This is a genomic window from Aeromonas sp. S12(2024) (assembly GCF_041402305.1).
In the GTDB taxonomy this organism is placed as follows: domain Bacteria; phylum Pseudomonadota; class Gammaproteobacteria; order Enterobacterales; family Aeromonadaceae; genus Aeromonas; species Aeromonas veronii.
The window spans coordinates 77,030-98,816 of the sequence record NZ_JBGLRB010000021.1; the positions used below are offsets into that span (position 1 = coordinate 77,030).

Genomic DNA, 21,787 nt, shown 5'->3' on the forward strand with positions numbered 1-21,787 from the left:
AGGTGCCATGAATCAGACCATCGATCTTATCCTTTCCCATCGCTCCATTCGTCAGTTCACTGCCGAGCCGATCGCCCCGCAGCAGCTGGATGCCATCCTCGCCGCCGCCCAGTCCGCCTCGACCTCTAGCTTTTTGCAGGTGACCAGTATTGTGCGAGTCAGCGAACCCGAGGCGCGTCAGCAGCTGGCCATGCTGGCGGGCAATCAACCCTATGTGGTGCAGGCGGCCGAGTTTCTGGTGTTCTGCGCCGATTACCACCGCCACACCCAGATCGTGCCCGAGGCCCAGACCGGCTATGCGGAGCAGTTGCTGATCGGAGCCATCGACGGCGCCCTGATGGCGCAAAACGCCTTGCTTGCGGCGCAGTCGCTGGGGCTGGGCGGGGTCTATATCGGCGGCATTCGCAACCATCCGGCCGAGGTGAGCGAACTGCTCGGCTTGCCCCATCAGGTGATCCCGCTGTTTGGCCTCTGCCTTGGCCATCCTGCCCAGCAGCCGGAGCAGAAACCCCGTCTGCCCAGGGGCTTGGTGGTGCATCAGGAGCGCTACCAGCACGAGCTGGATCGCGACCTGCTGGCCCGGTACGATCAGCAGATCGCGGACTACTATCAGGCCCGCAGCAGCAACAACAAGCAGCAGACCTGGAGTGGCCAGATCCGCGCCATTCTGGGCAAGGAGTCCCGCCCTTTCATGCTGGGATTCCTGCAATCGCGGGGCTTTAACCTCAAGTAATGGCGCTGATGGGCGATACTATGGGGAGGTGACCGTCATGGTCATCATCCCCTGATCCTGCAATCTCTCCCTGAGACCGGGGGCACAGCTTGGTGACAAATCGTGGGCAAGGGGAGATCTGCAGGCTACCTTAAGTGGGTAAGCTGTTGTAGGATCACGCAATTGGATAGGAACAGGGGTTTGGACATCCTATGATTTTAACTTTGGTATTGCTGTCTATTGGCGCACTCCTGTTTTTGGTTATCGCCTATAACGTGGTGCAGCAATATAAGCAGAAGGCAGAGGCGGACAAGCGTCACGCTGTTGCCAGACACAAGACGGTGGCTGACGAGACCGAAGAGGTGTTGCTGAACGTCAATCTGGTGCCTTTCTCCAAGAACATGGTGTTGCTGTTGCAGCACCGGATCCTCGATGCCTATCGCGCCATCGCCCAGGTGATGCCGAACAATCAGATCAAGCAGCGTATCGTTGATGTGCAGACCCAGATCAAAAATGTGCAGGAGAACTACAGCGTGCAGGATGAGGGGCAGTTCAAGACCCCGGAGTCCGATCGTCAGGCGATCCAGATGCTGCAGTTGGTCAAGAAGATGCGGGCTGTGCTGCGGGTCGAGCACAACAAGGGCAAGATTGACCCTCAGGGGTTTGCCCAAGAAGAGCGCCGCCTTGAGCTGATGCAGCTCAAGATCAACATCTCCAATCTGGTCAAGCGGGCGATGGATGCCCGCATTCAGGGCCAATATGGTACTTGCCGCCAGCTCTATACCAAGGGTCTGTCGGCCATGGCGAGCGTGGGCGACAAGGATCCCTATCTGCTGGCCCGTGAAGAGGATATGCGTCAGGGGCTCAAGGAGCTTGAAGAGCTGCAGCAGCAAAATAGCGCGCAGGATCTGCAAAACATCAAGGACAAGGAAGCTGACGAGCTCGATGTCCTGTTTCAACCCAAGAAGAAATGGTAAGCATGTCCCACCCACTCGATTCCACACTGGGGCCAATGGCCCCATTTGTTTCTCAGCTGTTGGCCGAACTGGCCGCCAGTGGCGTCACAATTTCCCGGCCAACGGTCGATCACCTCTGTTATCGGGCGGCTACCCTGCAGGAGTACCGCGCGCTATGTGCTGTGCTGGCTGAGGCAGGTACCTTGCTGGTGGAGGGGATGATTGGCGGACGTCCCATCGCCACTTATCAGTTGCATCAGCCGCTGTTGGCTGATGAGGTACAGGTACCCTGTATCGAGCTGGCTGCACCGAAACCGGGTCGCGTCCATCAGGCGGGGCTGGAACATATCGAGCTGGTGGTCACTTCACTGCAAGATCTGGTAGCGCGCTATCCCGAGCTGCCATTCAAAACCGGCAACATGCAGGATACCCGCAACCCCGATATTGGCCTGATGTTGCCCTCCGGACAGATCAAGTTTCATCTGCGCCCGCTGGCTGAGGTGATCGCCGAAGAGGTGGCGACCGGTGCTGTGGTCGCTGTGCCTGCGGATTATTTCGATCAGGAGTGATCCTGCTCTAAATGCGGTGCGAGCCTGACAGGCTCTTGAATAACGCAGCAAAAGGGGTCACCGGTGTGACCCCTTTTGTTATCTGGCGGTGCAGGGTTGCGAGATCGCCATCTGCTCGTGGGTGACCCTGTTTGCGCTGAGCCTGTTACCCGTGTCGGTAGGGTTGCTGGGCGGGCAGTTGCGATTGGCTTCGCTGCTTGAGACGGCCGAGCCAGAGGCTCAAGCCCGCCGTCAGGATGAGGACCAGTTCAATTCCCATGACCAGACCGCCCAGCTCGCCTTGCACCCAGAAGGGGTGCAGGTAAAGCCCACCCAGACTGGCTCCCAGATAGTAGGCTACCAGATAGAGGGAGGAGGCGAGGGCGCGGTTGTGTTCGACATGATGACCGACCCAGGCACTGGCGCAGGCGTGTGACAGGAAAAAGCCAAAGCTGGAGATCAGCAAGCCACTCAGGATCCCGGGCAGACTGCCCTGTAGCAGCCACAGACTGCCGAGGGCCATCAGGGCGATCCCGACCAGCAGCATGCGTTGTGCCCCCCAGCGGTTGGCAAAGCGGCCGCTCAGAGAGGAAGCCACCGTCCCCGAGAGATAGGTGAGAAACAGCATGCCGAGCCACTGGGTGGGCAGGGAAAAAGGGGGCTTGGCCAGCAGGAAGGTGAGATAGCTGAACTGGTTCAGAAACACCATAAAGTTGAGGCCGCCAATCAGATAGGCCCCTACCAGCAAGGGATTGGTCAGGTGTTGTTGCAAGGCGCGGGCAAATTGGCCGCGAACGGGGCCGCTCGCCACAAAGCGGGTCTGATGGGGCAGCAGCCAGAAGACCAGCGGCAGCAGTGACAGGCTGATCACACCAATCCCCAGAAAGGTATGCTGCCAGTCGCCAAACCAGCCCGCCAACAGACCGCCGACCACCCGACCGGCAATGCCACCGAGGGAGTTGGCGGCAATATAGACCCCCACCGCCGAGAGCAGCGCCCGTTTGCTGAACTCTTCCCCCATATAGGCAATCGCGGTCGCGGGCAGTCCTGCCAGCAGCGCGCCCTGCAGGATGCGCAGCAACAGCAGGGTGCCAAACTGCTCAACCAGCGGGATTAACAGTGAGAGCAGGATCGCCAGGGTGAGGGTACCCAGCATGACCTGCCGACGGCCATGGCGATCCGCCAGTCTGGCGCAGATCAGCAGGGAGGCGGCGAGGCCTGCAGTGCATCCTGCCAGGGTCCAGCTGGCCGAGAGGGAGTTGACCGAGAAGACCTCGGCGATCAGGGGTAGCAGGGGATGGGTCTGGTAGAGGTTCAGAAACACCAGAAAAGAGCCTAGGCTGAGGGCCAGGGTTGCACGTATCCACTCGCGACTTCCAACTTCAATCATTGCGTATTGTCCAGACTACTTTTGGTCAGGGTAGAGTCCTTGCGGTTATAAATATAATATATTTAAGTTATCCATCTCATAAGATGAATTGATACATGGATCTGAAACAGCTCACCTATCTGCTGGCGGTCAGGGATGCCGGCTCATTTACCAAGGCAGCCAACAGTCTGCATGTGGCACAACCGGCCATCAGCATGGCCATCGCCAAGCTGGAGCAGCAGCTCGAATTGCGGCTGTTCGACCGTCAGGACCGGGCGGTACGGCTGACGCCGGAGGGGGAGGTACTCTGTCGCCACGCCGAGCGTCTGTTGTTGCAGATGCATCAGGCCGAGGCCGAGATGGCCGAGCTCAAGGGGCTGGAGCGGGGGGAAGTGCGGATCGGGATCCCCTATATGATGGGCTCCTACTATTTCCCCCCTCGTCTGATGGCCTTCAAGCATCGCTATCCCGGCCTCAAGATCCGGGTCGAAGAGGCCGGTACCCGCGAGCTGCTCAGCCGGATGGTGGATGGCTCCCTCGATCTGGCCATTCTCATCACCAGTGATCTCCCCCCCGCCATCGAGGGAGCACATCTGCTGAGCGAAGAGATGTTGATGGTGGTGGGCGAAGATCACCCCTTGCGCGGCGAACCGGCCGTCACCCTCTCGCAGTTTTTCGCTCAGGAGTTGGCGCTGTTTCGCCGTGGTTTCTACCACCGAGAGCATATGGAGGCGCTGGCCCAGAGCCTGGGCGTCGAACCCGATATCGCCTTCGAGAGCAATCTTATCCCTCTGCTCAAGGCGGTGGTGCGGCAAGGTTTTGCGGTGACCACCTTCTTGCGGATGGTGCTGGAAGAGGAGCCGGATCTGAGCGGTGTGCCCTTCGACCCGCCCATCTACCTCGATCTCTGCGTGGCGTGGCGGCGTGGTGATCCGCTCTCCATGGCCAATCGTGCCTTGCGCGATTTCCTACTCAAGGATCGTCCGGCCTGATGGCGGCGGGCCATTGCTGAAAGTTTGTTACTATTAACGGTGGGTTCGCTTGAGGGCTACACCATGAAATTGCAGCAATTGCGCTATATCGTCGAGGTGGCGAACCACAGGCTGAATCTGTCGGCCACCGCCGAGAGCCTCTTTACCTCCCAGCCCGGGATCAGCAAACAGGTGCGGATGCTGGAGGATGAGCTGGGGATCCAGATCTTCGAGCGCAGCGGCAAACACCTGACCCAGATCACTCCCATCGGTCGGGACGTGATCAAAGTGGCCGCGGAGGTGCTGGACAAGGTGGCCACTATCAAGGTGATGGCCAGGCAGCATGTGCATCCGGAGCAGGGAACCCTCACCATTGCGGCTACTCATCTGCAAGCCCGTTATATTCTGCCCGCCATCCTCAAGGGTTTTATGGCCCGCTTTCCCAAAGTTGCCGTAACTGTGATGCAGGGGAGTGCGGCGCAGTGCCGCGTAGCCGTGCATGATGGCGCTGCCGATCTGCTGCTGGCGGATGAACCGGAGGAGGGGAGCGATCTGCTCATGCTCCCCTCTTTTCAGTGGCAACGGGGCTTGGTGCTACCCAAGGATCATCCGTTGGCCAAAGCAACATCGCTGACTCCGGCTGAGCTGGTGGAGTTTGCATTGGTGACCGATGGAAGGGCTCTCTCCACAGCTCATAGCACTGATTGCGCTCATGCCGAGAGCCGGATCGCCTGCTGTGCGAGCGACAGCGATGTGCTCAAGACCTATGTCAGTCAAGGGATGGGTATAGGGGTGATGGCAACCTTTGCCTGGGAGCCCCAGCGCGATGGCGATCTGGTGCTCAAAACGGCGCCCTGGCTACCAGGCGGTGTGGCCGCTATCGGGTTGCGCAGAGGGGCATTTTTATGCGGCTATCTCTACGATCTGATTGAACGTCTCGCGCCGCAATTGACCCGCGAGTGGGTCGAACAATACTGTGCTGCCCGCACTGGCGAAGAGCTTGAAGCTCTGCTGGCCAATTTGACCGTACCACTTAGATAGCTTGGGTTGATGTGTGGTCATCCCAAGAAAAACGCCTCCCAATGGGAGGCGTTTGACTATCTGACATTCGTCAATACAGGCTCACTTCTTCAGCATATGATCCAGCTTGTTGGCCTTGGTCGACAGATAGAACTCGTTGTGGGGATTGCGTCCTTCCTGCAATGGAACCCGTTCGGCCACCGGAATACCGAAGGATTCCATGGCTTTCATCTTGCGCGGGTTGTTAGTCATCAGTTTGAGAGACTTGACTTCAAGCTGCTTGAGCATATCGGCGCAGATGGTGTAGTCGCGCATGTCGGCAGCGAAACCAAGGGCCACGTTGGCTTCCACGGTATCGGCCCCCTGATCCTGCAGGTGATAGGCGCGGATCTTGTTGAGCAAGCCGATGCCACGGCCCTCTTGACGCACATACAGCAACACGCCACGACCGGCTTTGGCGATATTCTCCATGGCCGCCTGCAACTGGAAACCGCAGTCACAACGCAGGCTGAACAGGGCGTCGCCGGTCAGGCACTCTGAGTGGATCCGGCCCAGCACGGGCTCGTCACCGGTAATGTCGCCCATCACCAGTGCTGCGTGGTCTTTGCCTGTGCCGGTTTCCTGAAAACCTACCAGCGTGAAGGTGCCCCAGGGGGTTGGCAATTTGGATTTGGCCACGAGGGTAACGCTGCTCATAGGTTGCTCCTTACTACTAACGGCTCAAAAAAGGGGGCCAGTTTAGCGCGCCTTGTCAGGAACGACCATAAGAACAAGTCCCTGCATTGCTTAATGAAATCTCCAAATGAGATACAAGCACAGCTGTCCGTCGGGGTTTTGGCCCTTTGTGCGGATTGATGACTGCCAGGCTCACCACATTCGGGTATAATCGGCGCCCATTAACCCACCCCTTCGGGATGGGAGCAACACAGTGCAGGAGAGAAGTTATGCCTCAGATGGCCCCCGTAATGACAATTGATGGCCCCAGTGGTGCAGGTAAAGGCACCTTGTGTCAGCTGCTTGCTGAGAAGCTGGGTTGGCACTTGCTGGACTCGGGCGCCATCTATCGGGTGTTGTCCCTGGCCGCCCTGCATCACGATGTAGAGCTGGACAGTGAAGCCTCACTGGTGCCGCTGGCTGCCAATCTGGATGTGCAATTTCAGGTTGAGGGCGATCTGGTCAAGGTTATCCTGGAAGGGGAAGATGTCTCCCGCACCATCCGCACCGAAGAAGTGGGTAATGCTGCCAGTAAAATCGCTGCCTTCCCCCGTGTGCGTGAAGCCTTGCTGCGCCGTCAGCGGGCATTTCGTCAGGCCCCGGGCCTGATTGCCGATGGTCGTGACATGGGTACAGTTGTTTTCCCCGAGGCCGAGGTGAAGATTTTCCTCGACGCCAGTGCCGAAGAGCGGGCCCAGCGTCGCTATAAGCAGTTGCAAGATAAGGGCTTTGATGTTAACTTTGAGCGTCTTTTAACCGAGATTCGGGAACGTGACGATCGCGACAGAAATCGCGCTACTGCACCCCTGAAACCGGCAGAAGATGCTCTGGTGGTAGACTCTACCGCCATGACCATAGATGAAGTGCTGGCAACAGTACTCGCCTATGCAGAGCAACAACTTGGTGATGCCAGCGCAAGCTGACATCCGGTCGTCTGCACCAAGGATGGCGCAGATTATTTAAAACAGCCCCGCTTGTGCCGGATTGCAAGTGGATGTTTCATTTGTGACATAAACAATGATCGAATCTTTTGCTCAACTCTTTGAAGAGTCCCTGAACGCCGTTGAAACCCGTCAAGGTTCCATCGTCAAGGGTACTGTCGTTGCTATCGAGAACGGTTTCGTACTGGTTGACGCCGGTCTGAAATCCGAGTCCGCTATCCCGGCTGAAGAATTCAAGAACGCCATGGGCGAGCTGGAAATCAACGTCGGCGACACCGTTGACGTGGCTCTGGACTCTATCGAAGATGGTTTCGGCGAAACCAAGCTGTCCCGCGAAAAAGCCAAGCGCCACGAAGCCTGGCTGCAGCTTGAGAAGGCTTACGAAGAGCAAGCTACCGTTATCGGTATCATCAACGGCAAGGTCAAGGGTGGTTTCACCGTTGAACTGAACGGCATCCGTGCCTTCCTGCCGGGTTCTCTGGTTGACGTGCGTCCGATCCGTGACACCGCTCACCTGGAAAACAAAGAACTCGAGTTCAAAGTCATCAAGCTGGACCAGAAGCGCAACAACGTTGTTGTTTCTCGTCGTGCCGTGATCGAGACCGAGAACACCTCCGAGCGCGAAAGCCTGCTGGCTAACCTGCAAGAAGGTCAAGAAGTTAAGGGTATCGTCAAGAACCTGACCGACTACGGTGCATTCGTAGATCTGGGCGGTGTTGACGGCCTGCTGCACATCACCGACATGGCGTGGAAGCGCGTTAAGCATCCTTCCGAAATCGTCAACGTTGGCGACGAGATCGCTGTCAAGGTTCTGAAGTTCGACCGCGAGCGTACCCGTGTATCCCTGGGTCTGAAGCAGCTGGGCGAAGATCCCTGGGTTGCTATCGCCAAGCGTTACCCGGAGACCACCCGTCTGTCTGGCCGCGTGACCAACCTGACCGACTACGGCTGCTTCGTTGAAATCGAAGAAGGCGTTGAAGGCCTGGTACACGTATCCGAGATGGATTGGACCAACAAGAACATCCACCCGTCCAAAGTTGTTAACGTTGGCGACGTGGTTGACGTGATGGTTCTGGACATCGACGAAGAGCGTCGTCGTATCTCCCTGGGTCTGAAGCAGTGCAAATCCAACCCGTGGCAGCTGTTTGCCGAAACTCACGCCAAAGGCGACCGTGTTTCCGGCAAGATCAAGTCCATCACTGACTTCGGTATCTTCATCGGTCTGGATGGTGGCATCGACGGCCTGGTTCACCTGTCTGACATCTCCTGGAACAACCAGGGCGAAGAAGCCGTGCGTGAATTCAAGAAAGGCGACGAGATCGAAGCCGTTGTTCTGCAAGTGGATCCGGAGCGTGAGCGCATCTCCCTGGGTGTCAAGCAGATCGAAGAAGACCCGTTCAACAAGTACCTGGCTGACAACAAGAAAGGTGCTATCGTGAAGGGTAAGGTTACCGAGGTTGATGCCAAAGGTGCCGTTATCGAACTGGCTGATGGCGTAGAAGGCTACCTGCGTGCCTCCGACGCTGCTCGTGACCGTGTAGAAGACGCCACTCTGGTGCTGTCTGTTGGTGACGAAGTTGAAGCTAAATTCATGGGTGTTGATCGTAAGAACCGCACCGTAAGCCTGTCTGTCCGTGCTAAGGACGAGGCTGATGAGCGTGTTGCTATCGATAACCTGAACCAACAAGAAGAAGTTGTGTTCAGCAATGCTATGATGGAAGCGTTCAAAGCCGCCAAGGGTGAGTAATCCTTGATGCAAGAAAAGGGCGGCATTGCGCCGCCCTTTTTTATCCTGGCAAAATGAATATTGCATGTGATCGGGGAAGGAGATTTAACGTTATGACCAAATCAGATCTCATCGAACAACTGGCAGCCAGCCGCATGCATATGCCGGCCAAGGATGTCGAAGCCGCCATCAAGGAGATCCTTGAGCAGATGGCGTCGACCTTGCAAAACGGCGACCGGATTGAAATCCGCGGATTTGGCAGTTTTTCACTGCACTATCGTGCGCCCCGCGTGGGCCGCAACCCCAAGACTGGGGACAAGGTTGAACTGACCGGGAAATATGTCCCGCACTTCAAACCTGGCAAAGAGTTGCGCGAGCGCGTCAACATCATTGAATAATGCAGAAATGGGCATACCTCGGGTATGCCTTTTTTCTTTTTGGCACCGATTCCTGTGCCAATCGTTTTGTTTCTTAAACTCTTTTCCCATTCACTCTAGAGTCTGCCTGCGATTTTAAGGATAATCAGCCTCTCATTAGATACTGACAGGGAGCTCTTATGAAGCGTATTTTGGCCCTCATTCCGCTGGTGCTGGTGTTTGTTCTGACCCTGGCGCTGGGCTCACAAAATGGCCAGCTGGTTCAGTTCAATTACCTGATCGCTCAGGGTGAGTTTTCGCTTGCCATGCTGTTGGGCTTCTTCTTCGCTGGCGGTTTTTTGCTGGGTTGGCTGGTATTCGGCCTGCTGTTCCTGCGCCTGAAAATGCAAAACCGCACCCTCAACCGCACCATGCGTCGTCAATCCCGCGAGTTGGAGCTGGCCCGGTCACCGGGTAAGGAATAATGTTCCTCAATGCTTGAACTGCTTTTCCTGCTGTTGCCCATCGCCGCCGGTTATGGTTGGTACATGGGTCGCAGGAGTGTTCGCCAGGACACCCAAAAACAGAGTAACCAGTTTTCCCGCCAGTATGTGGCGGGCCTCAACTATTTGCTGTCCGATGAATCCGACAAGGCGGTGGATCTCTTTATCCAGCTGCTTGAGGTGGACAGTGAAACCATCGAAACACACCTCTCCCTCGGCAACCTGTTTCGCCAGCGTGGGGAGGTCGATCGTGCCATCAAGATCCACCAGAACCTGGTAACCCGCCAGCTGACCCGGGAACAGCGACAGCTTGCTCTGCAGGAGCTGGCTCGCGATTTTCTGGCTGCTGGTCTGCTGGACCGAGCGGAAGCGCTCTGGAATGAGCTGTGTGACGACAGCGACTATGAAGAGACGGCGCTGGCACAGCTGTTGATCATCCATCAGCAGTTGCGGGATTGGGATAAGGCCATCGATGTGGCGGTTCGTCTGCAAAAATTCCAGGGCAAGAAGCTGGCCGACCCCATCTCCCATTTCTATTGCGAACAAGCCGAGATCGCGCTGCGTGAGGGCAATAAAGGGGAGGGGCTGGCCAAGCTCAAACGGGCGCTCAGTATCAATCCGGCATGTGCCCGGGCCAGTTTGCGCCTCGCTGAGCTTGCCATGGCGGAAGGGGAGTATGAGCAGGCCAGCAAGGAGCTGCTGCGGGTGTTCGAGCAGGATATCGACTTTGCCTCCGAGGCGATGCCCAAATTGCTCGAGTGCTATCAGCAGTTGGGGCGCACGCCTGCGTTGATCCCGCTGCTTGAGAAGGCAGTGGAAGATCACGCCGGTGTCAGCGTGACCCTGGCCCTTGCCAAGCTGGTTGAAGAGCGTGATGGCCTGAGTCAGGCCCGTTCGCTGGTGCTGCGTCAGCTGCGTCGTCATCCGTCGATGAAAGGTTTTTACCAGTTGGTGGGTTTTCAACTGGCCAGTGCGGAGGAGGGGCCTGCCAAGGAGAGCCTCGAGCTTCTGCAACAGCTGGTCGGCGAGCAGATCAAAATCAAGTCAACCCACAAGTGTCGGCAGTGCGGCTTTGCCACTCACTCGCTGTTCTGGCAGTGCCCGTCTTGTCGCCAGTGGGGTTCCATCAAGCCGATCCGTGGTCTGGACGGTGAATAACAAGCAATAGGATGTGAGATGCAAGATCCCAAAGTACTGGTAGCGCTGGATTATCAGCACGAGGCAGATGCCTTAGCGTTCGTTGAACGTATCTCTCCGGCCCAGTGCCGTCTCAAGGTAGGCAAGGAGATGTTTACCCTGTTTGGCCCGCAGTTTGTACGCCAGCTGGTGGCCAAGGGATTCGATGTCTTTCTGGATCTGAAGTTTCACGATATTCCCAATACTGTTGCCAAAGCCGTGGCAGCCAGTGCCGAGCTCGGTGTCTGGATGGTCAACGTGCATGCCAGTGGTGGTGAGCGGATGATGCGTGCCGCCAAAGAGGCGCTACTGCCTTATGGCGACAAGGCCCCCCTGCTTATCGGCGTGACCGTGCTGACCAGCATGGAGCAGTCCGACATGATCCCTCTTGGCCTGGATGTGAGCCCTGCCGAGCAGGTGATCCGGCTGGCTACCTTGACCAAGGCATCCGGCTTGGATGGGGTTGTCTGCTCTGCCAACGAGGCCCATGAGCTTAAAGCCTTGCTGGGCGAAGATTTCAAGCTGGTGACCCCGGGTATTCGCCCGACCGGTTCAGCGGCCGGGGATCAGCGCCGGGTGATGACACCGAAAGCGGCGGTCGAGGCGGGGTCCGATTATCTGGTTATCGGTCGCCCCATTACGCAGGCTGCCGATCCGGCCGCCATGCTGGCCAGCATCAATGCCGAGCTGGCTGGTGCGTAACAGGCTCACTCAGTGATACACGGTGCAGGCCGAGCAACAGGCCTGCACCGGCCCCGATAAGATGAGAGCCGATGTGTATCCTGGCATTGATCAGGGTTGCGATCGGGCTCTCTCCTGCATTGTAAAAGTCCATCACCAGCTTGAGCCCCATCCCTGCCAACAGTAGCCAGCCCGATGTGCGGCGTCCGTGGCGAATATCCTGCATTGCCCCCCAGACAAACAGGCCATGCAGCGAGCCGGATAGCCCCATGTACCATTGGGTCTGCGGGCACCACCACCAGATCCCCAAGCCCACTGCCAACCAGAGCAGCAACATCAGCAGCGGCAGGCGAGCCCCACCCAGATAGTCGCGAAACAGGTTATAGAGGATGGCGAGGCCGCCCAGATTGAGCAGCAGGTGCCACAGATTGGTATGAGCCAGATTGCCTGTTATGATCCGCCACCCTTCGCCCCCGGCGATCAAGGGCCGATCGAAGGAGAGCTGAAGATTGGGAACGGTAAAGAAGAGTAGCAAGCTGGTGAGAGAGAGCGTGATAACCCAGAGCAATCCAGATTTGTCTGACAACATGAAACAGTCCAACGACAAGAACAGTCGATACTGTACACGTTGCACCCGAGCCCTCAAAGCCTGCCTGTGCGATTATATTGTGCCGGTTGACAATCACACGCCCCTCTACATCTTGCAGCACCCCAACGAGGTGGCACATCCCAAGGGGACTGCGGCGCTGCTGGCGGCCTCTTTGCAACAGTGCGAGATCCATGTGGGGGAGGACTTTTCCCGCGATGAGTGGCTTAATGGGTTGCTTGCAGATCCTTCCCGTCGCTGCTATCTACTCTGGCCGGATGAGGATGCCATTTCGCTGACCGATCTTCGCCAACAGCGGGAGAGTGAATCCTCTGGCTCCGCATCCGTCGCCTTTATCTTGCTTGACGGCACCTGGCGCAAAGCCTATCGCATGTTGCAGAGCAACCCGGCACTGGCCCGCTTGCCCCGCATCGGCATTGGTGCCATTGCCGGTCAATATGCCATTCGAAAGAAACCCTTTCCCGATGCCCTCTCTACCATAGAGGCGGGCTATCACCTCTTGTCCCGGTGGGAGGGGAGGCCGGAGCGCTATGCGCCCTTGCTGACCCTGTTCAATCGGTTGAATACCCAGTGGCAGGACTTTGCCGGAGGCCGCCGCGCGTGACATTTGAAGGAGTTATCAAGATGAAAAAAGCAGTCGTGGTTTTCAGCGGCGGTCAGGACAGCACTACTTGTCTGGTGCAGGCATTGGCCCGGTATGATGAAGTGCACGCCATCACCTTTGACTATGGCCAGCGCCATCGGGAAGAGATCGACACCGCGCGCCGTCTGGGCAGTGCACTGGGGATTGCCGCCCACAAGGTGATGGATGTGACGCTGCTCAATGAGCTGGCGGTCTCTGCCCTGACCCGTGACGACATTCCTGTCAGCTGCGAGCTGCAGGATAACGGGCTGCCCAACACCTTCGTGCCGGGCCGCAATATCCTGTTCCTGACCCTGGCCTCCATCTATGCCTATCAGGTGGGCGCCGAAGCGGTGATCACCGGTGTCTGCGAGACCGACTTCTCCGGCTATCCCGATTGCCGTGACGAGTTCGTCAAGGCCCTCAATCAGGCGGTGTCGCTGGGGCTGGATCGCGGCATCCGTTTTGAAACTCCCTTGATGTGGCTCGACAAGGCCGAGACCTGGGCACTGGCGGATCACTATGGTCACCTCGACACGGTGCGCCAGCAGACCCTGACCTGCTACAACGGCATTGCCGGTGACGGTTGCGGCACGTGTCCTGCGTGTGAACTGCGCAGTCGCGGCCTGAACAACTATCTGGCCGACAAGGCGGGCATCATGGCCAGGTTGTTTGAGAAAACCGGGCTGGGTGAGAAAAGCGCAGAGTGAGCCTGCGTCTTGCCGTGGCTTGGGGTATAATCCGCGACTTTTGCAACAAGCCGTGATCGAGATGCACTACCCAATCAACGAGATTTTCCAGACCATCCAGGGGGAGGGTATCTTTACCGGCCTGCCCGCCATCTTTGTTCGCCTGCAGGGTTGCCCGGTGGGCTGCCCCTGGTGCGATACCCGTCATACCTGGGTTGTTGATCCGGCTCGTGAAGTGGGCAAGGCGGCGGTGCTGGATCGCTCCAACGAATCCGATTGCTGGAGCCAACTCAGCACCGCGCAGATTATCAAGAGCTTTACCGACCTGGGTTATCAGGCGCGCCATGTGGTGATCACCGGTGGCGAGCCCTGCCTCTACGATCTGCACGAACTCTCGTCAGCCCTGCTGGCGGCGGGTTATCAGGTGCAGATTGAAACCAGTGGCACCAGCGAGATCAAGACCCATGAGCAGACCTGGGTAACCGTCTCCCCCAAAATTGGTATGAAAGGGGGGCTGCCTGTGCTGGTCTCGGCGCTGGAGCGGGCCAACGAGATCAAGCATCCGGTGGCGACCGAGCACCATATTGAAGAGCTGGATGCGCTGCTCGCTACCGCGACCCTGCGCCCTGATGTGGTTATTGCCTTACAGCCGATTAGCCAGAAGCCAAGGGCCACCCAATTGGCGATGGATACCTGTATCGCGCGTAACTGGCGACTCTCAATCCAGACTCATAAATATCTGGATATCGATTAATATGGATTGGCTATCCGACGAACAGGTGCTGCTGACCCTGACCAACAAGATGCCTTACGGTAAATATCAGGGGCGGCGTATCATCGATATTCCCGAGCCCTATCTGGTGTGGATGGCGCGCAGCGGTTTTCCGGCGGGTAAATTGGGCCAGACGCTGGCGTTGGCTTACGAAATCAAACTCAATGGACTCGAATCCATGATTATTCCCATTATTAACAGGATGTCGGTATGAGAATATATACGAGGCAGGGCGACAAGGGCATGACCCGGCTGGCCGATGGTATCCAGTTGCCAAAGGATCATTTGCGGGTCGAGACCTACGGTTATATCGATGAGCTCAACTCCCATATTGGCTTGCTGATTTGTGACGTGCCGTCGCAAGAGATCGGTTTATTGGCTGATTTACAGCTGTTGCAACAGGAGTTGTTTGATCTGGGGGGGGAGTTGGCATTCTCCAGTGACGCCCAGAATGAATCGATTTGGCAGGTTAATGCCGCTTGGACCACTCGCCTTGAACAGCAGATAGATCGTTATAGTGAGCCATTGCTACCGCTGCGCCAATTTATATTGCCCGGTGGTTCCCGTGCCGCGGCGCAAGCGCATGTGGTGCGTACTCTGGTGCGTCATTGCGAGCGCTTGCTGCTGACATTGAGCCGGGAAGAGCGGGTCAATCCCGAGGTGCTGCCCTATCTGAACCGGATGAGTGACTGGTTCTTTACCGTTGCCCGCTATCTCATCTGCGTAGCAGGGGATCGTGAAGTGCTGTGGGTCAAGGCAGCAGATCGCCCGCAATCGGCTATCTGATATGTCACATTTAAGCGGCAATAAAAAACCTCGCCTTGGCGAGGTTTTTTATTAGCAACGAGATTGAGATCAGATAGCAAAGTCTTCCAGTGATTTGCCTGCTGCCACTGCGCTGGCAATAGCCGAAGGCATACGGCCCTGGCCGGTCCAGGTTTTCTCTACGCCATTATCCTGATAGCGATATTTGGCAGGACGTGGCGCCCGCTTTGCTTTTTCTGATTTGCCGGGGTTGGTAGCGACAGCGCTTACCAATTCTGCCGGGTCAATACCGGCGGCTTTCAGCATTTCGCTATATTCGTTAATTTTCCGCAGATGCTCTTCACGGGCCTGGCGCTCGGCAGCTTCATCCTGCTGACGTTCAGCAACGATAGTAGAGAGTTTTTCCAGTGCCTCTTCCAGTTGTTCCAGAGAAAGCTCGCGGCAGGTCGCACGCAGACTGCGGATATTAAGCAGTACCTTTAAAAATTCATTCATAGGAGTTACCACGTCGAGTCAGAGAAAAATATTATGTTCCAGCTGATTCTTGCTTGGTGATTTAAATAAGTCAAGTCGGGTTAAATATAATATCCGTGGGGAACATCAATACAGATATTTAATATGGCCTGCAATAGGCTTGGAGATTGGATGCCAATGAAACCGCAGTAGGTGAAAATAGCGTCAAAGCTGGCGTTGTTGCATCATTTGACTACCATTTTCCGACCTTGATATGTTTATCGTGACTATTTAATCAAAAAACTTGCTATAAGCTGCCATCTCGATAAAATGTGCGGCGAATACCTTTAAGTAGAGGCGCGCTGCCTATGAGTATTTGTGCGGAGGGTGATGCCTGTGATGCACAAGGAAAGGAGTCAGCGCCGAAGTGGCCAGGCCATCATACCGGGCTGCTGGTTCTGCATCTAATAGGTGCAGGACTGCCATAGTCATCCACTATGGAGCGCTACCTGAAGGGGCTGAGGAGTATAACCTCCCCATAGGTTTTGTTTCTTTAGATCCTCTCGGTAGATCTCCACCTGTAATCTTTAGGTGCAAAGAGATCATGGACATTAGTCATTTCGCCGACTCCGGTTGGTCCGTTCTTCCCCCCCTGTTGGCTGTCGCGTTGGCGATCCTGACCCGCCGCGTACTGCTGTCCCTTGGCGTGGGCATCGTCACCGGCAGTTTGCTGCTCAATCAGTTTTCACCCCTCGAATCCCTGCATTACATGTTGAATACAGTGCTCAAGATCTTCTGGGTCGATGGCGCGCTCAATCGTGACAACGTCAACATGATCCTGTTTATGCTGCTACTGGGTGGCCTCATCAGCCTGATGAGCGTCTCCGGGGCGACCCGTGCCTTTGCCGAGTGGGCCGAGCGTCGTGCCAAGACCCGCAAGGGCGCCAAAGCGCTGACCGGCATGATGGTGTTTGCCTTCTTTATCGATGATTTCTTCCACAGCTTGTCGGTGGGGGCCATCTGCCGTCCGGTCACCGACCGCTTCCAGATCTCCCGTGCCAAACTGGCCTATCTGCTGGACTCCACCGCGGCGCCGGTCTGCGTGCTGATGCCCATCTCCTCCTGGGGCGCCTATATCATCGCCCTGGTTGGCGGCATCATGGCGGCCCACGGTCTGACTGAACAGAGCCCCATCGCGGCATTTGTCGAGATGATCCCGATGAACCTCTACGCCGTCTTCACCCTGATCATGGTGTTGGTGGTGATCGCCTGTCAGCTGGATATCGGCCCGATGCGTCAACACGAAGCGTGGGCACTGGAAGGCAAGCTGTGGGATGAGTCCAAGGGCCGCCCCATCGGTCTGGATATGGAGAGCCCGGAAGAGAGCAACGGCGGCATGATCGACATGGTACTGCCGATCCTGACCCTGACCGCCGCCACCATCTATTTCATGATTGATTCCGGTGCTGCGGTGCTGAGCGAGAAAGGGCTGCCGTTCAGCGTGCTCGGCTCGTTCGAAAACACCAACGTCGGCTCCTCGCTGGTTTACGGTGCCCTGTGCAGTCTGGTGGTCTCCATCGGTCTGGCGATGCGTTTGAAGCTGGGTGCCAAGAACTGGATCAAGGCCGCGCCGCAAGGCGTCATGGCCATGCTGCCAGCCATCAACATCCTGCTGTTTGCCTGGACCATCGGTGCCGTGGTGCGCGACGTTGAGACCGGCAAGTACCTGGCTTCGCTGGCTAACGGCAACCTGCCGATCGAAGTGCTACCTGCCGTGGTCTTTATCCTCTCCTGTGCCATGGCGTTTGCTACTGGTACCAGCTGGGGTACCTTCGGCATCATGCTGCCGCTGGCCGGTGACATGGCCGCCGCCAGCGACATTAGCCTGATGCTGCCGATGCTGGCTGCGGTACTGGCTGGCTCGGTGTTCGGGGATCACAGCTCACCCATCTCCAGCACCAGCATCCTCTCTGCCACCGGCGCCGGTTGCCATCACATCGATCACGTGATGACCCAGCTGCCCTATGCACTGGCCATCGCCTTCGGCGCGGCCATCGGTTACCTGGCGATGGGCTTGATGCACTCCAGCCTGGCCGGTTTCAGTGTCAGTGCCCTCTGGTTCGTGCTCTTTACCGGCTATCACCTGAAAAAGGCCAAAGCGCGGCCAGTGTTGGCCACCGCGTAACATTTATAGAGCAAGGGGCCCGCGGGCCCCTTGGTTTTGTCAGGGGCTTTGGTTAGCATGCGCCCCATAAATTCAGTTTCGGAACAGTATCATGGCTTCACTGCACTACAAATTTGCCACCATGAATTCAGGCAAATCCACCCAGCTCATTCAGGCGCACTTCAACTATCTGGAGCGGGGCATGCATCCTCTGGCGATGACGCCAGCCATCGATGACCGTTTCGGGGTCGGGGTGATCAGTGCACGGGTTGGCCTTGAACTGAAGGTGGACGTGTTCAGCGACAGCTGCGATCTGTTTGAAATGGTGAAAGCGCGCCATGCGAAGAAACATATCGATGTTTTCATCGTGGACGAGGCCCAGTTCCTGACCCGTGAGCAGGTCTACCAGCTGGCCCGCATCGTCGATGAGCAGGATATTCCGGTGATGGCCTATGGCCTCAAGACCGATTTTCGCGGTGAGCTGTTCCCCGGTTCCTACCATCTGCTCTGTCTGGCCGACAAGTTTGAAGAGCTGAAGAGCATCTGCTGGTGTGGCAACAAGGCTCACATGAACTCCCGGGTCAACGAAGCGGGGCAGGTGATGCGTGATGGCGAACAGGTGGAGATCGGTGGCAACGATCGCTATGTGTCGCTCTGTCGCAAACACTATCTCGAAGGTCGGGCTTACAAGTAATTCGGCTGCGATATTTGAATCGTCGAGCAGGGCGCCAATCTGGCGCCCTTTTTATTTTCCCCAACTTGTATCGCTGTGGTTCAGTCTATCTCGATATCCACCGGCGCAATGATGGGGTCGGCCACCGGCAGGCGTTGAAATAGCTGGCGAAAATGGTGCTGTACCCGGCCGATATCGACCAGCGACATGCCGGAGGCAAAACCGAACCAGACATAGAGGCCGGTGAGATCGCGAAACATCGGCGGCAGATAGCGGGGAGCGGCGATCAGCCCCTCCAGATAGTGCTGATAGAGCACCGGAATGTCATCCAGCGTCACCTTGCCGACAAACAGCATCGGCAGGATCTCGGGCACCCCTTCCAGCACGGCGCTGCGGATAAAATTGACCGTCTCCACATAGCCACGCACGTAGGAGAGATCCTTGGTAAAGCAGGCGCCGCCGCCCACCATGCCGCCACGAAATACCCGCTGGGTGATCTTGTAGGCGTCGTGCTCGCTGGTGCCCTGCTGCACGAAGTGCTGAAACACCTCGATAAAATCGGCGCCGCGCTCGGCCATGTCGATGGCCATCACCCGATCGGAGATACGCTTGGCCCGATCCGGAAAAGAGCTGAAGGTGAGGGTCTCTATCAGGACAGCCAGCCCCTCCTGACAGGCGGTGATCCGCGGTGAACCGGCGCTCAGCCAGGTGGCATAAGGCTGCTGGCGACCGTTGAGGGTGGTGCCGACATGGACCCACCCCTCGTGTACCTCCAGCACCTGCAAGTCCAGCTCGGAGAAACGGGCGTGGGAGTTGAGCTTGATGTAGTCGCCACCGGCCGCGGCGTCAGAGACAATCCCATCGCTCAGCTTCACCTGCACAGTGCCGTCACTGAAGTAGCTCGACAGCTTGCCCTGCAGTTTGGCGACCGCGGCTTCTCCTTCGAACTCCTTGGGGTAGGGGCGCACCAGATGGCGGGCGCCGGGCAGGGAGAAGATATCGCACAGGCGGGCGCCCAGCTCCTTGAGAGTCTTGCGATCCCCGCGCAGGTGATCGCTGGCAGAGCCATAAAGCAGCTGGCTGTAACGCTGAAAATCGGGTTGGCCGCGCTGGCGCAGCATCTCGATCACCACCATGTACTGATCGACCGTCTCTTGCAGGATCCGGCCAAGATCGTCCTGTGGTCCCAACTTTCTGCGGATCCTGTCCCGCAGCTCCTTGAGCTCCAGATATTTGTTGCGCGGATCGAAGCCGAGGGGGAGGGCATCATAGAAGTGCCTGTCGATAGCGGGCAGCTCCCTGCCACCGCTTGCCAGAAAGCGATCCTGCAGATGGCGTGGCCATTTGATGGCATCCAGAATGCGGATGGGTTTTTGCAGGGTGAGCAGCTCATCCGAGAGTGATTTCAGATGAAGGCGATACTTTTCTTGGATAGTCATGGGGCCCCCTGTGGGGCAAGCGTCATCGTGGATTTGGCTGAGTATATGCATAGCGCTTGCCAAAAAGAAGCGAGCCGCAGGGTTATCGGGTTGGCGTGCTTTTTGTTGATAGCAAATTGGTTTAGACTGCGCCCCTTGATCCCAATCTTGTCGTGGAAATGATGAATATCCCCAGCTCCGAAATGATAATGCGTTGGTTGCAACAGGCTCGTATCGAGCACTATGTCTGCGACCAGTGTCACGGTATCCACATTGTCTCTTTGCAGTCGGTCGATGGTATTCAGGAGAGCCGGATCTTCGTGGAAGAGGAAGGCCTGCTGTTCTCCTCCGAGCTGGAAGTGCGCCCCTCCGCAATGCTGCCGCTGGTTGCCGAACTGGGCCGACTCAATATGCAGTACCCCTCCCTCAAGGTGTTCCTCGATATCATCGATGACAACCTGCCGCGGCTGGTGGTCGGCCACACCGTCTTTACCAAGGCCGGACTCAGCGTCGAGCAGTTCCTGCTGTTCGTGCAAAGCACCATCGCTGCCACCCACGAACTGGTTGCCGAATGCGAACGTTCCGGCTTCCTCAACCTGCCGGAAATCCAGGTTGCACCGGAATCTGTGCATTAAGTGTTCGAACGGTTCGCCAGGTGAAAAAAGCCGTTGACGCGGGCGGGGCTTTCCCCTAAATTACGCCCCGTTCCAGCGCAACAGCGCAGCGAACACCGTGTTGGCTGAACACGTTAAACCACAGACCGAAATTTGGTGAGGTGTCCGAGTGGCTGAAGGAGCACGCCTGGAAAGTGTGTATACGGCAACGTATCGAGGGTTCGAATCCCTCCCTCACCGCCAAATATAACCCGTTGAATTTCAACGGGTTTTTCACTTCTAAGCTTACGTGATTTTTTCCTGGATCAACTGGGTGGAACAATCATGTATCTGAGTAAAAATGCCTCCGGCACCTACTACACTCGTCTCCCGCTGCCTAAGTCATTACGTGACCCTGGCTTGCACTTCGCTATCCGTACTTCCCTTTGCACCAAAGATAGGCAGCTCGCTGTAGACCGAAACCTGGCTGTGGCAGCTCGCACTCGCGCACTTATCGCAGCTAACCCTGCTGATATTGGCACAGACGTACCGTAATGCCCTATTGCGCAAATCTGAGCTCAGTTTCAAAACCAAAGGGGATTCTTAGCCGCACTCAAACAGTTCTTCCGCTGGTGTGTGGCCTTGGAATATTGCGCGCGCAACCCGTTCGACGTACTCACCGCCGGTAAGAAACCCGTCACGCGACGAGCCGATGAGGAGCGCATCCGCTGGCAGCGCCCTCAACTGCCCAACTGTTTGCAAGCCTGCGCAGCAAACCAGGTCAAAAGGGCAAAAGACTGAAAATCCAGGATTGGTGGGTGCCGCTGCTGTGTCTGTATGGCGGACTGCGGCCCTCCGAGGCTTGTCAGCTCAAAACCCAAAACATCAAACAGGTAGACGGTATCTGGTGTCTGGTGATGGAGGCCGGTGAAGTCGGTCAAGCCCTCAAGATCAGCAACGCCTATCGCACAATTCCACAGCACCATGCGCTGATTGCGCACCAATTCCTGGACCATGTGTCCCATCGTCGCCACCAAGGGCAGACGTTCCTGTTCGATGACAAACTGTCAGGCAAGGATGACGATTGGTCACATAACCTCGTGTGTCGCTTTCAGCGTCATCTCAATGAGGCAGGTATCATCGGCAAAGGCCGCCCCACCATTTACGGGCTGCGGCATACCTTTATCGATGAGCTGCAACAGGCCGATGTGGCTGAGCACATCGTGACGGAATTGGTGGGTCATAGCGGCGTTGTTTCCCAAATCAGCTAAAAAGTCATGACTTCCCCAGCCCCAGGTGACCGTTACACTCGGGGCTTTCTGACTGGCAGACCAAGCCTGTTCAGTTTGTTTATCGCA

General features: G+C 57.0%; 25 protein-coding genes, 1 tRNA gene and 1 riboswitch. Of the genes, 21 read left to right on the plus strand and 5 right to left on the minus strand.

The annotated features are described in order from the left end of the window. Positions 1–7: 7 nt before the first annotated feature. The 3 genes from nfsA (at position 8) to ACB035_RS18085 (ending at position 2,237) form a co-directional block, all read left to right on the plus strand. Positions 8–733 carry an oxygen-insensitive NADPH nitroreductase gene (nfsA, locus tag ACB035_RS18075; protein WP_100653948.1) on the plus strand — a complete coding sequence of 242 codons (726 nt, stop codon included), beginning with the start codon at positions 8–10 and terminating at the stop codon, positions 731–733. A 191-nt stretch (positions 734–924) separates the two neighbouring features. Next, the gene (locus ACB035_RS18080; protein ID WP_005337161.1) at positions 925–1,689 is read left to right on the plus strand and encodes a hypothetical protein; all 765 of its coding nucleotides are present in this window, start codon (positions 925–927) and stop codon (positions 1,687–1,689) included. Beyond that, on the plus strand, positions 1,683–2,237 hold the full coding sequence (locus ACB035_RS18085) for a VOC family protein (RefSeq protein WP_076495443.1): 555 nt from the start codon (positions 1,683–1,685) through the stop codon (positions 2,235–2,237). The genes ACB035_RS18080 and ACB035_RS18085 overlap by 7 nt, the downstream gene beginning before the upstream one ends. 145 nt (positions 2,238–2,382) lie before the next feature. Here ACB035_RS18085 and ACB035_RS18090 read toward each other — a convergent pair whose 3' ends face one another. Continuing rightward, the gene (locus tag ACB035_RS18090; protein ID WP_371167847.1) at positions 2,383–3,606 is read right to left on the minus strand and encodes an MFS transporter; all 1,224 of its coding nucleotides are present in this window, start codon (positions 3,604–3,606) and stop codon (positions 2,383–2,385) included. A gap of 95 nt (positions 3,607–3,701) precedes the next feature. Here ACB035_RS18090 and ACB035_RS18095 point away from each other — a divergent pair, with 95 nt between their 5' ends. Further along, positions 3,702–4,577, plus strand: coding sequence for a LysR family transcriptional regulator (locus tag ACB035_RS18095; protein ID WP_371167848.1), 876 nt, complete (start codon positions 3,702–3,704; stop codon positions 4,575–4,577). Positions 4,578–4,640: 63 nt separating this feature from the next. Further along, positions 4,641–5,597 carry a LysR substrate-binding domain-containing protein gene (locus ACB035_RS18100; RefSeq protein ID WP_371167849.1) on the plus strand — a complete coding sequence of 319 codons (957 nt, stop codon included), beginning with the start codon at positions 4,641–4,643 and terminating at the stop codon, positions 5,595–5,597. A gap of 81 nt (positions 5,598–5,678) precedes the next feature. On the opposite strand, the gene ribA is transcribed toward ACB035_RS18100, so the two are convergent. After that, positions 5,679–6,272: a GTP cyclohydrolase II gene (ribA, locus tag ACB035_RS18105; RefSeq protein WP_005351157.1), complete on the minus strand. Its 594-nt coding sequence runs from the start codon at positions 6,270–6,272 to the stop codon at positions 5,679–5,681. Between the two features lie 248 nt (positions 6,273–6,520). Between ribA and cmk the strand changes: the two genes are divergently transcribed. The 6 genes from cmk to pyrF all read left to right on the plus strand — a co-directional run bounded on the left by cmk (position 6,521) and on the right by pyrF (position 11,694). After that, positions 6,521–7,213 (plus strand): (d)CMP kinase, encoded by a 693-nt coding sequence (gene cmk / locus ACB035_RS18110; RefSeq protein ID WP_019444698.1) that lies wholly within the window; start codon positions 6,521–6,523, stop codon positions 7,211–7,213. A 94-nt stretch (positions 7,214–7,307) separates the two neighbouring features. Next, complete coding sequence (gene rpsA / locus ACB035_RS18115; protein ID WP_005337148.1) at positions 7,308–8,978, plus strand: 30S ribosomal protein S1; 1,671 nt, start codon at positions 7,308–7,310, stop codon at positions 8,976–8,978. 92 nt (positions 8,979–9,070) lie between these two features. Beyond that, positions 9,071–9,355 carry an integration host factor subunit beta gene (gene ihfB / locus ACB035_RS18120; RefSeq protein WP_005299934.1) on the plus strand — a complete coding sequence of 95 codons (285 nt, stop codon included), beginning with the start codon at positions 9,071–9,073 and terminating at the stop codon, positions 9,353–9,355. A gap of 158 nt (positions 9,356–9,513) precedes the next feature. Continuing rightward, positions 9,514–9,798: a LapA family protein gene (locus ACB035_RS18125; protein WP_005337143.1), complete on the plus strand. Its 285-nt coding sequence runs from the start codon at positions 9,514–9,516 to the stop codon at positions 9,796–9,798. A 9-nt stretch (positions 9,799–9,807) separates the two neighbouring features. Beyond that, a complete protein-coding gene (lapB, locus tag ACB035_RS18130; protein WP_005346478.1) occupies positions 9,808–10,974 on the plus strand; it encodes a lipopolysaccharide assembly protein LapB in 1,167 nt (388 codons plus the stop codon). An 18-nt stretch (positions 10,975–10,992) separates the two neighbouring features. Continuing rightward, positions 10,993–11,694 (plus strand): orotidine-5'-phosphate decarboxylase, encoded by a 702-nt coding sequence (gene pyrF, locus ACB035_RS18135; RefSeq protein WP_047438340.1) that lies wholly within the window; start codon positions 10,993–10,995, stop codon positions 11,692–11,694. Here the strand turns inward: pyrF and rrtA are convergent. After that, positions 11,669–12,262 (minus strand): rhombosortase, encoded by a 594-nt coding sequence (rrtA, locus tag ACB035_RS18140; protein WP_252656164.1) that lies wholly within the window; start codon positions 12,260–12,262, stop codon positions 11,669–11,671. The genes pyrF and rrtA overlap by 26 nt on opposite strands. Between rrtA and ACB035_RS18145 the strand changes: the two genes are divergently transcribed. The 5 genes from ACB035_RS18145 (at position 12,261) to ACB035_RS18165 (ending at position 15,149) form a co-directional block, all read left to right on the plus strand. After that, a complete protein-coding gene (locus tag ACB035_RS18145; RefSeq protein ID WP_371167850.1) occupies positions 12,261–12,884 on the plus strand; it encodes a tRNA-uridine aminocarboxypropyltransferase in 624 nt (207 codons plus the stop codon). The two genes, rrtA and ACB035_RS18145, sit on opposite strands and share 2 nt — an antisense overlap. A gap of 20 nt (positions 12,885–12,904) precedes the next feature. Beyond that, positions 12,905–13,612, plus strand: a complete 708-nt coding sequence (gene queC, locus ACB035_RS18150) for a 7-cyano-7-deazaguanine synthase QueC (RefSeq protein WP_005359893.1) — start codon at positions 12,905–12,907, stop codon at positions 13,610–13,612. A 61-nt stretch (positions 13,613–13,673) separates the two neighbouring features. Next, positions 13,674–14,345 carry a 7-carboxy-7-deazaguanine synthase QueE gene (queE, locus tag ACB035_RS18155; protein ID WP_069527953.1) on the plus strand — a complete coding sequence of 224 codons (672 nt, stop codon included), beginning with the start codon at positions 13,674–13,676 and terminating at the stop codon, positions 14,343–14,345. 1 nt (position 14,346) lies between these two features. After that, entirely contained in the window at positions 14,347–14,577 is a 231-nt protein-coding gene (locus ACB035_RS18160; RefSeq protein ID WP_005337126.1) for a DUF3820 family protein, read from the plus strand. After that, positions 14,574–15,149: a cob(I)yrinic acid a,c-diamide adenosyltransferase gene (locus tag ACB035_RS18165; protein WP_181269421.1), complete on the plus strand. Its 576-nt coding sequence runs from the start codon at positions 14,574–14,576 to the stop codon at positions 15,147–15,149. The genes ACB035_RS18160 and ACB035_RS18165 overlap by 4 nt, the downstream gene beginning before the upstream one ends. Before the next feature lie 69 nt (positions 15,150–15,218). On the opposite strand, the gene ACB035_RS18170 is transcribed toward ACB035_RS18165, so the two are convergent. Next, the gene (locus ACB035_RS18170) at positions 15,219–15,623 is read right to left on the minus strand and encodes an H-NS family nucleoid-associated regulatory protein (RefSeq protein ID WP_005359895.1); all 405 of its coding nucleotides are present in this window, start codon (positions 15,621–15,623) and stop codon (positions 15,219–15,221) included. A 302-nt stretch (positions 15,624–15,925) separates the two neighbouring features. Continuing rightward, positions 15,926–16,097: riboswitch (Lysine riboswitch) on the plus strand. Between the two features lie 88 nt (positions 16,098–16,185). Here ACB035_RS18170 and ACB035_RS18175 point away from each other — a divergent pair. Both ACB035_RS18175 and ACB035_RS18180 read left to right on the plus strand, forming a co-directional pair. Then, positions 16,186–17,766 (plus strand): Na+/H+ antiporter NhaC family protein, encoded by a 1,581-nt coding sequence (locus ACB035_RS18175; RefSeq protein ID WP_069527952.1) that lies wholly within the window; start codon positions 16,186–16,188, stop codon positions 17,764–17,766. A 91-nt stretch (positions 17,767–17,857) separates the two neighbouring features. Beyond that, entirely contained in the window at positions 17,858–18,439 is a 582-nt protein-coding gene (locus ACB035_RS18180) for a thymidine kinase (protein ID WP_005351181.1), read from the plus strand. An 80-nt stretch (positions 18,440–18,519) separates the two neighbouring features. Here ACB035_RS18180 and ACB035_RS18185 read toward each other — a convergent pair whose 3' ends face one another. After that, positions 18,520–19,857: a flavohemoglobin expression-modulating QEGLA motif protein gene (locus ACB035_RS18185; protein WP_005337120.1), complete on the minus strand. Its 1,338-nt coding sequence runs from the start codon at positions 19,855–19,857 to the stop codon at positions 18,520–18,522. A 158-nt stretch (positions 19,858–20,015) separates the two neighbouring features. Here ACB035_RS18185 and ACB035_RS18190 point away from each other — a divergent pair, with 158 nt between their 5' ends. The 3 genes from ACB035_RS18190 to ACB035_RS18200 all read left to right on the plus strand — a co-directional run bounded on the left by ACB035_RS18190 (position 20,016) and on the right by ACB035_RS18200 (position 21,700). Beyond that, positions 20,016–20,471 (plus strand): YbjN domain-containing protein, encoded by a 456-nt coding sequence (locus ACB035_RS18190; protein ID WP_005337119.1) that lies wholly within the window; start codon positions 20,016–20,018, stop codon positions 20,469–20,471. 134 nt (positions 20,472–20,605) lie between these two features. Beyond that, positions 20,606–20,693: transfer RNA gene (locus ACB035_RS18195), tRNA-Ser, on the plus strand. A 554-nt stretch (positions 20,694–21,247) separates the two neighbouring features. Continuing rightward, positions 21,248–21,700, plus strand: a complete 453-nt coding sequence (locus tag ACB035_RS18200) for a tyrosine-type recombinase/integrase (protein WP_371167851.1) — start codon at positions 21,248–21,250, stop codon at positions 21,698–21,700. The last annotated feature ends 87 nt before the right edge of the window (positions 21,701–21,787 follow it).

What these genes read in the sequence shown, in the direction of transcription:
- ihfB (WP_005299934.1), top strand. Translation starts at nt 9,071, where the DNA reads ATGACCAAATCAGATCTCATCGAACAACTGGCAGCCAGCCGCATGCAT.
- queC (WP_005359893.1), top strand. Translation starts at nt 12,905, where the DNA reads ATGAAAAAAGCAGTCGTGGTTTTCAGCGGCGGTCAGGACAGCACTACT.
- ACB035_RS18180 (WP_005351181.1), top strand. Translation starts at nt 17,858, where the DNA reads ATGGCTTCACTGCACTACAAATTTGCCACCATGAATTCAGGCAAATCC.
- lapB (WP_005346478.1), top strand. Translation starts at nt 9,808, where the DNA reads ATGCTTGAACTGCTTTTCCTGCTGTTGCCCATCGCCGCCGGTTATGGT.
- ACB035_RS18095 (WP_371167848.1), top strand. Translation starts at nt 3,702, where the DNA reads ATGGATCTGAAACAGCTCACCTATCTGCTGGCGGTCAGGGATGCCGGC.
- ribA (WP_005351157.1), bottom strand. Translation starts at nt 6,272, where the DNA reads ATGAGCAGCGTTACCCTCGTGGCCAAATCCAAATTGCCAACCCCCTGG.
- ACB035_RS18165 (WP_181269421.1), top strand. Translation starts at nt 14,574, where the DNA reads ATGAGAATATATACGAGGCAGGGCGACAAGGGCATGACCCGGCTGGCC.
- ACB035_RS18175 (WP_069527952.1), top strand. Translation starts at nt 16,186, where the DNA reads ATGGACATTAGTCATTTCGCCGACTCCGGTTGGTCCGTTCTTCCCCCC.
- cmk (WP_019444698.1), top strand. Translation starts at nt 6,521, where the DNA reads ATGCCTCAGATGGCCCCCGTAATGACAATTGATGGCCCCAGTGGTGCA.
- ACB035_RS18170 (WP_005359895.1), bottom strand. Translation starts at nt 15,623, where the DNA reads ATGAATGAATTTTTAAAGGTACTGCTTAATATCCGCAGTCTGCGTGCG.
- ACB035_RS18080 (WP_005337161.1), top strand. Translation starts at nt 925, where the DNA reads ATGATTTTAACTTTGGTATTGCTGTCTATTGGCGCACTCCTGTTTTTG.
- ACB035_RS18190 (WP_005337119.1), top strand. Translation starts at nt 20,016, where the DNA reads ATGATGAATATCCCCAGCTCCGAAATGATAATGCGTTGGTTGCAACAG.
- pyrF (WP_047438340.1), top strand. Translation starts at nt 10,993, where the DNA reads ATGCAAGATCCCAAAGTACTGGTAGCGCTGGATTATCAGCACGAGGCA.
- ACB035_RS18125 (WP_005337143.1), top strand. Translation starts at nt 9,514, where the DNA reads ATGAAGCGTATTTTGGCCCTCATTCCGCTGGTGCTGGTGTTTGTTCTG.
- ACB035_RS18085 (WP_076495443.1), top strand. Translation starts at nt 1,683, where the DNA reads ATGGTAAGCATGTCCCACCCACTCGATTCCACACTGGGGCCAATGGCC.
- rrtA (WP_252656164.1), bottom strand. Translation starts at nt 12,262, where the DNA reads ATGTTGTCAGACAAATCTGGATTGCTCTGGGTTATCACGCTCTCTCTC.
- queE (WP_069527953.1), top strand. Translation starts at nt 13,674, where the DNA reads ATGCACTACCCAATCAACGAGATTTTCCAGACCATCCAGGGGGAGGGT.
- ACB035_RS18090 (WP_371167847.1), bottom strand. Translation starts at nt 3,606, where the DNA reads ATGATTGAAGTTGGAAGTCGCGAGTGGATACGTGCAACCCTGGCCCTC.
- ACB035_RS18160 (WP_005337126.1), top strand. Translation starts at nt 14,347, where the DNA reads ATGGATTGGCTATCCGACGAACAGGTGCTGCTGACCCTGACCAACAAG.
- ACB035_RS18145 (WP_371167850.1), top strand. Translation starts at nt 12,261, where the DNA reads ATGAAACAGTCCAACGACAAGAACAGTCGATACTGTACACGTTGCACC.
- rpsA (WP_005337148.1), top strand. Translation starts at nt 7,308, where the DNA reads ATGATCGAATCTTTTGCTCAACTCTTTGAAGAGTCCCTGAACGCCGTT.
- ACB035_RS18100 (WP_371167849.1), top strand. Translation starts at nt 4,641, where the DNA reads ATGAAATTGCAGCAATTGCGCTATATCGTCGAGGTGGCGAACCACAGG.
- nfsA (WP_100653948.1), top strand. Translation starts at nt 8, where the DNA reads ATGAATCAGACCATCGATCTTATCCTTTCCCATCGCTCCATTCGTCAG.
- ACB035_RS18185 (WP_005337120.1), bottom strand. Translation starts at nt 19,857, where the DNA reads ATGACTATCCAAGAAAAGTATCGCCTTCATCTGAAATCACTCTCGGAT.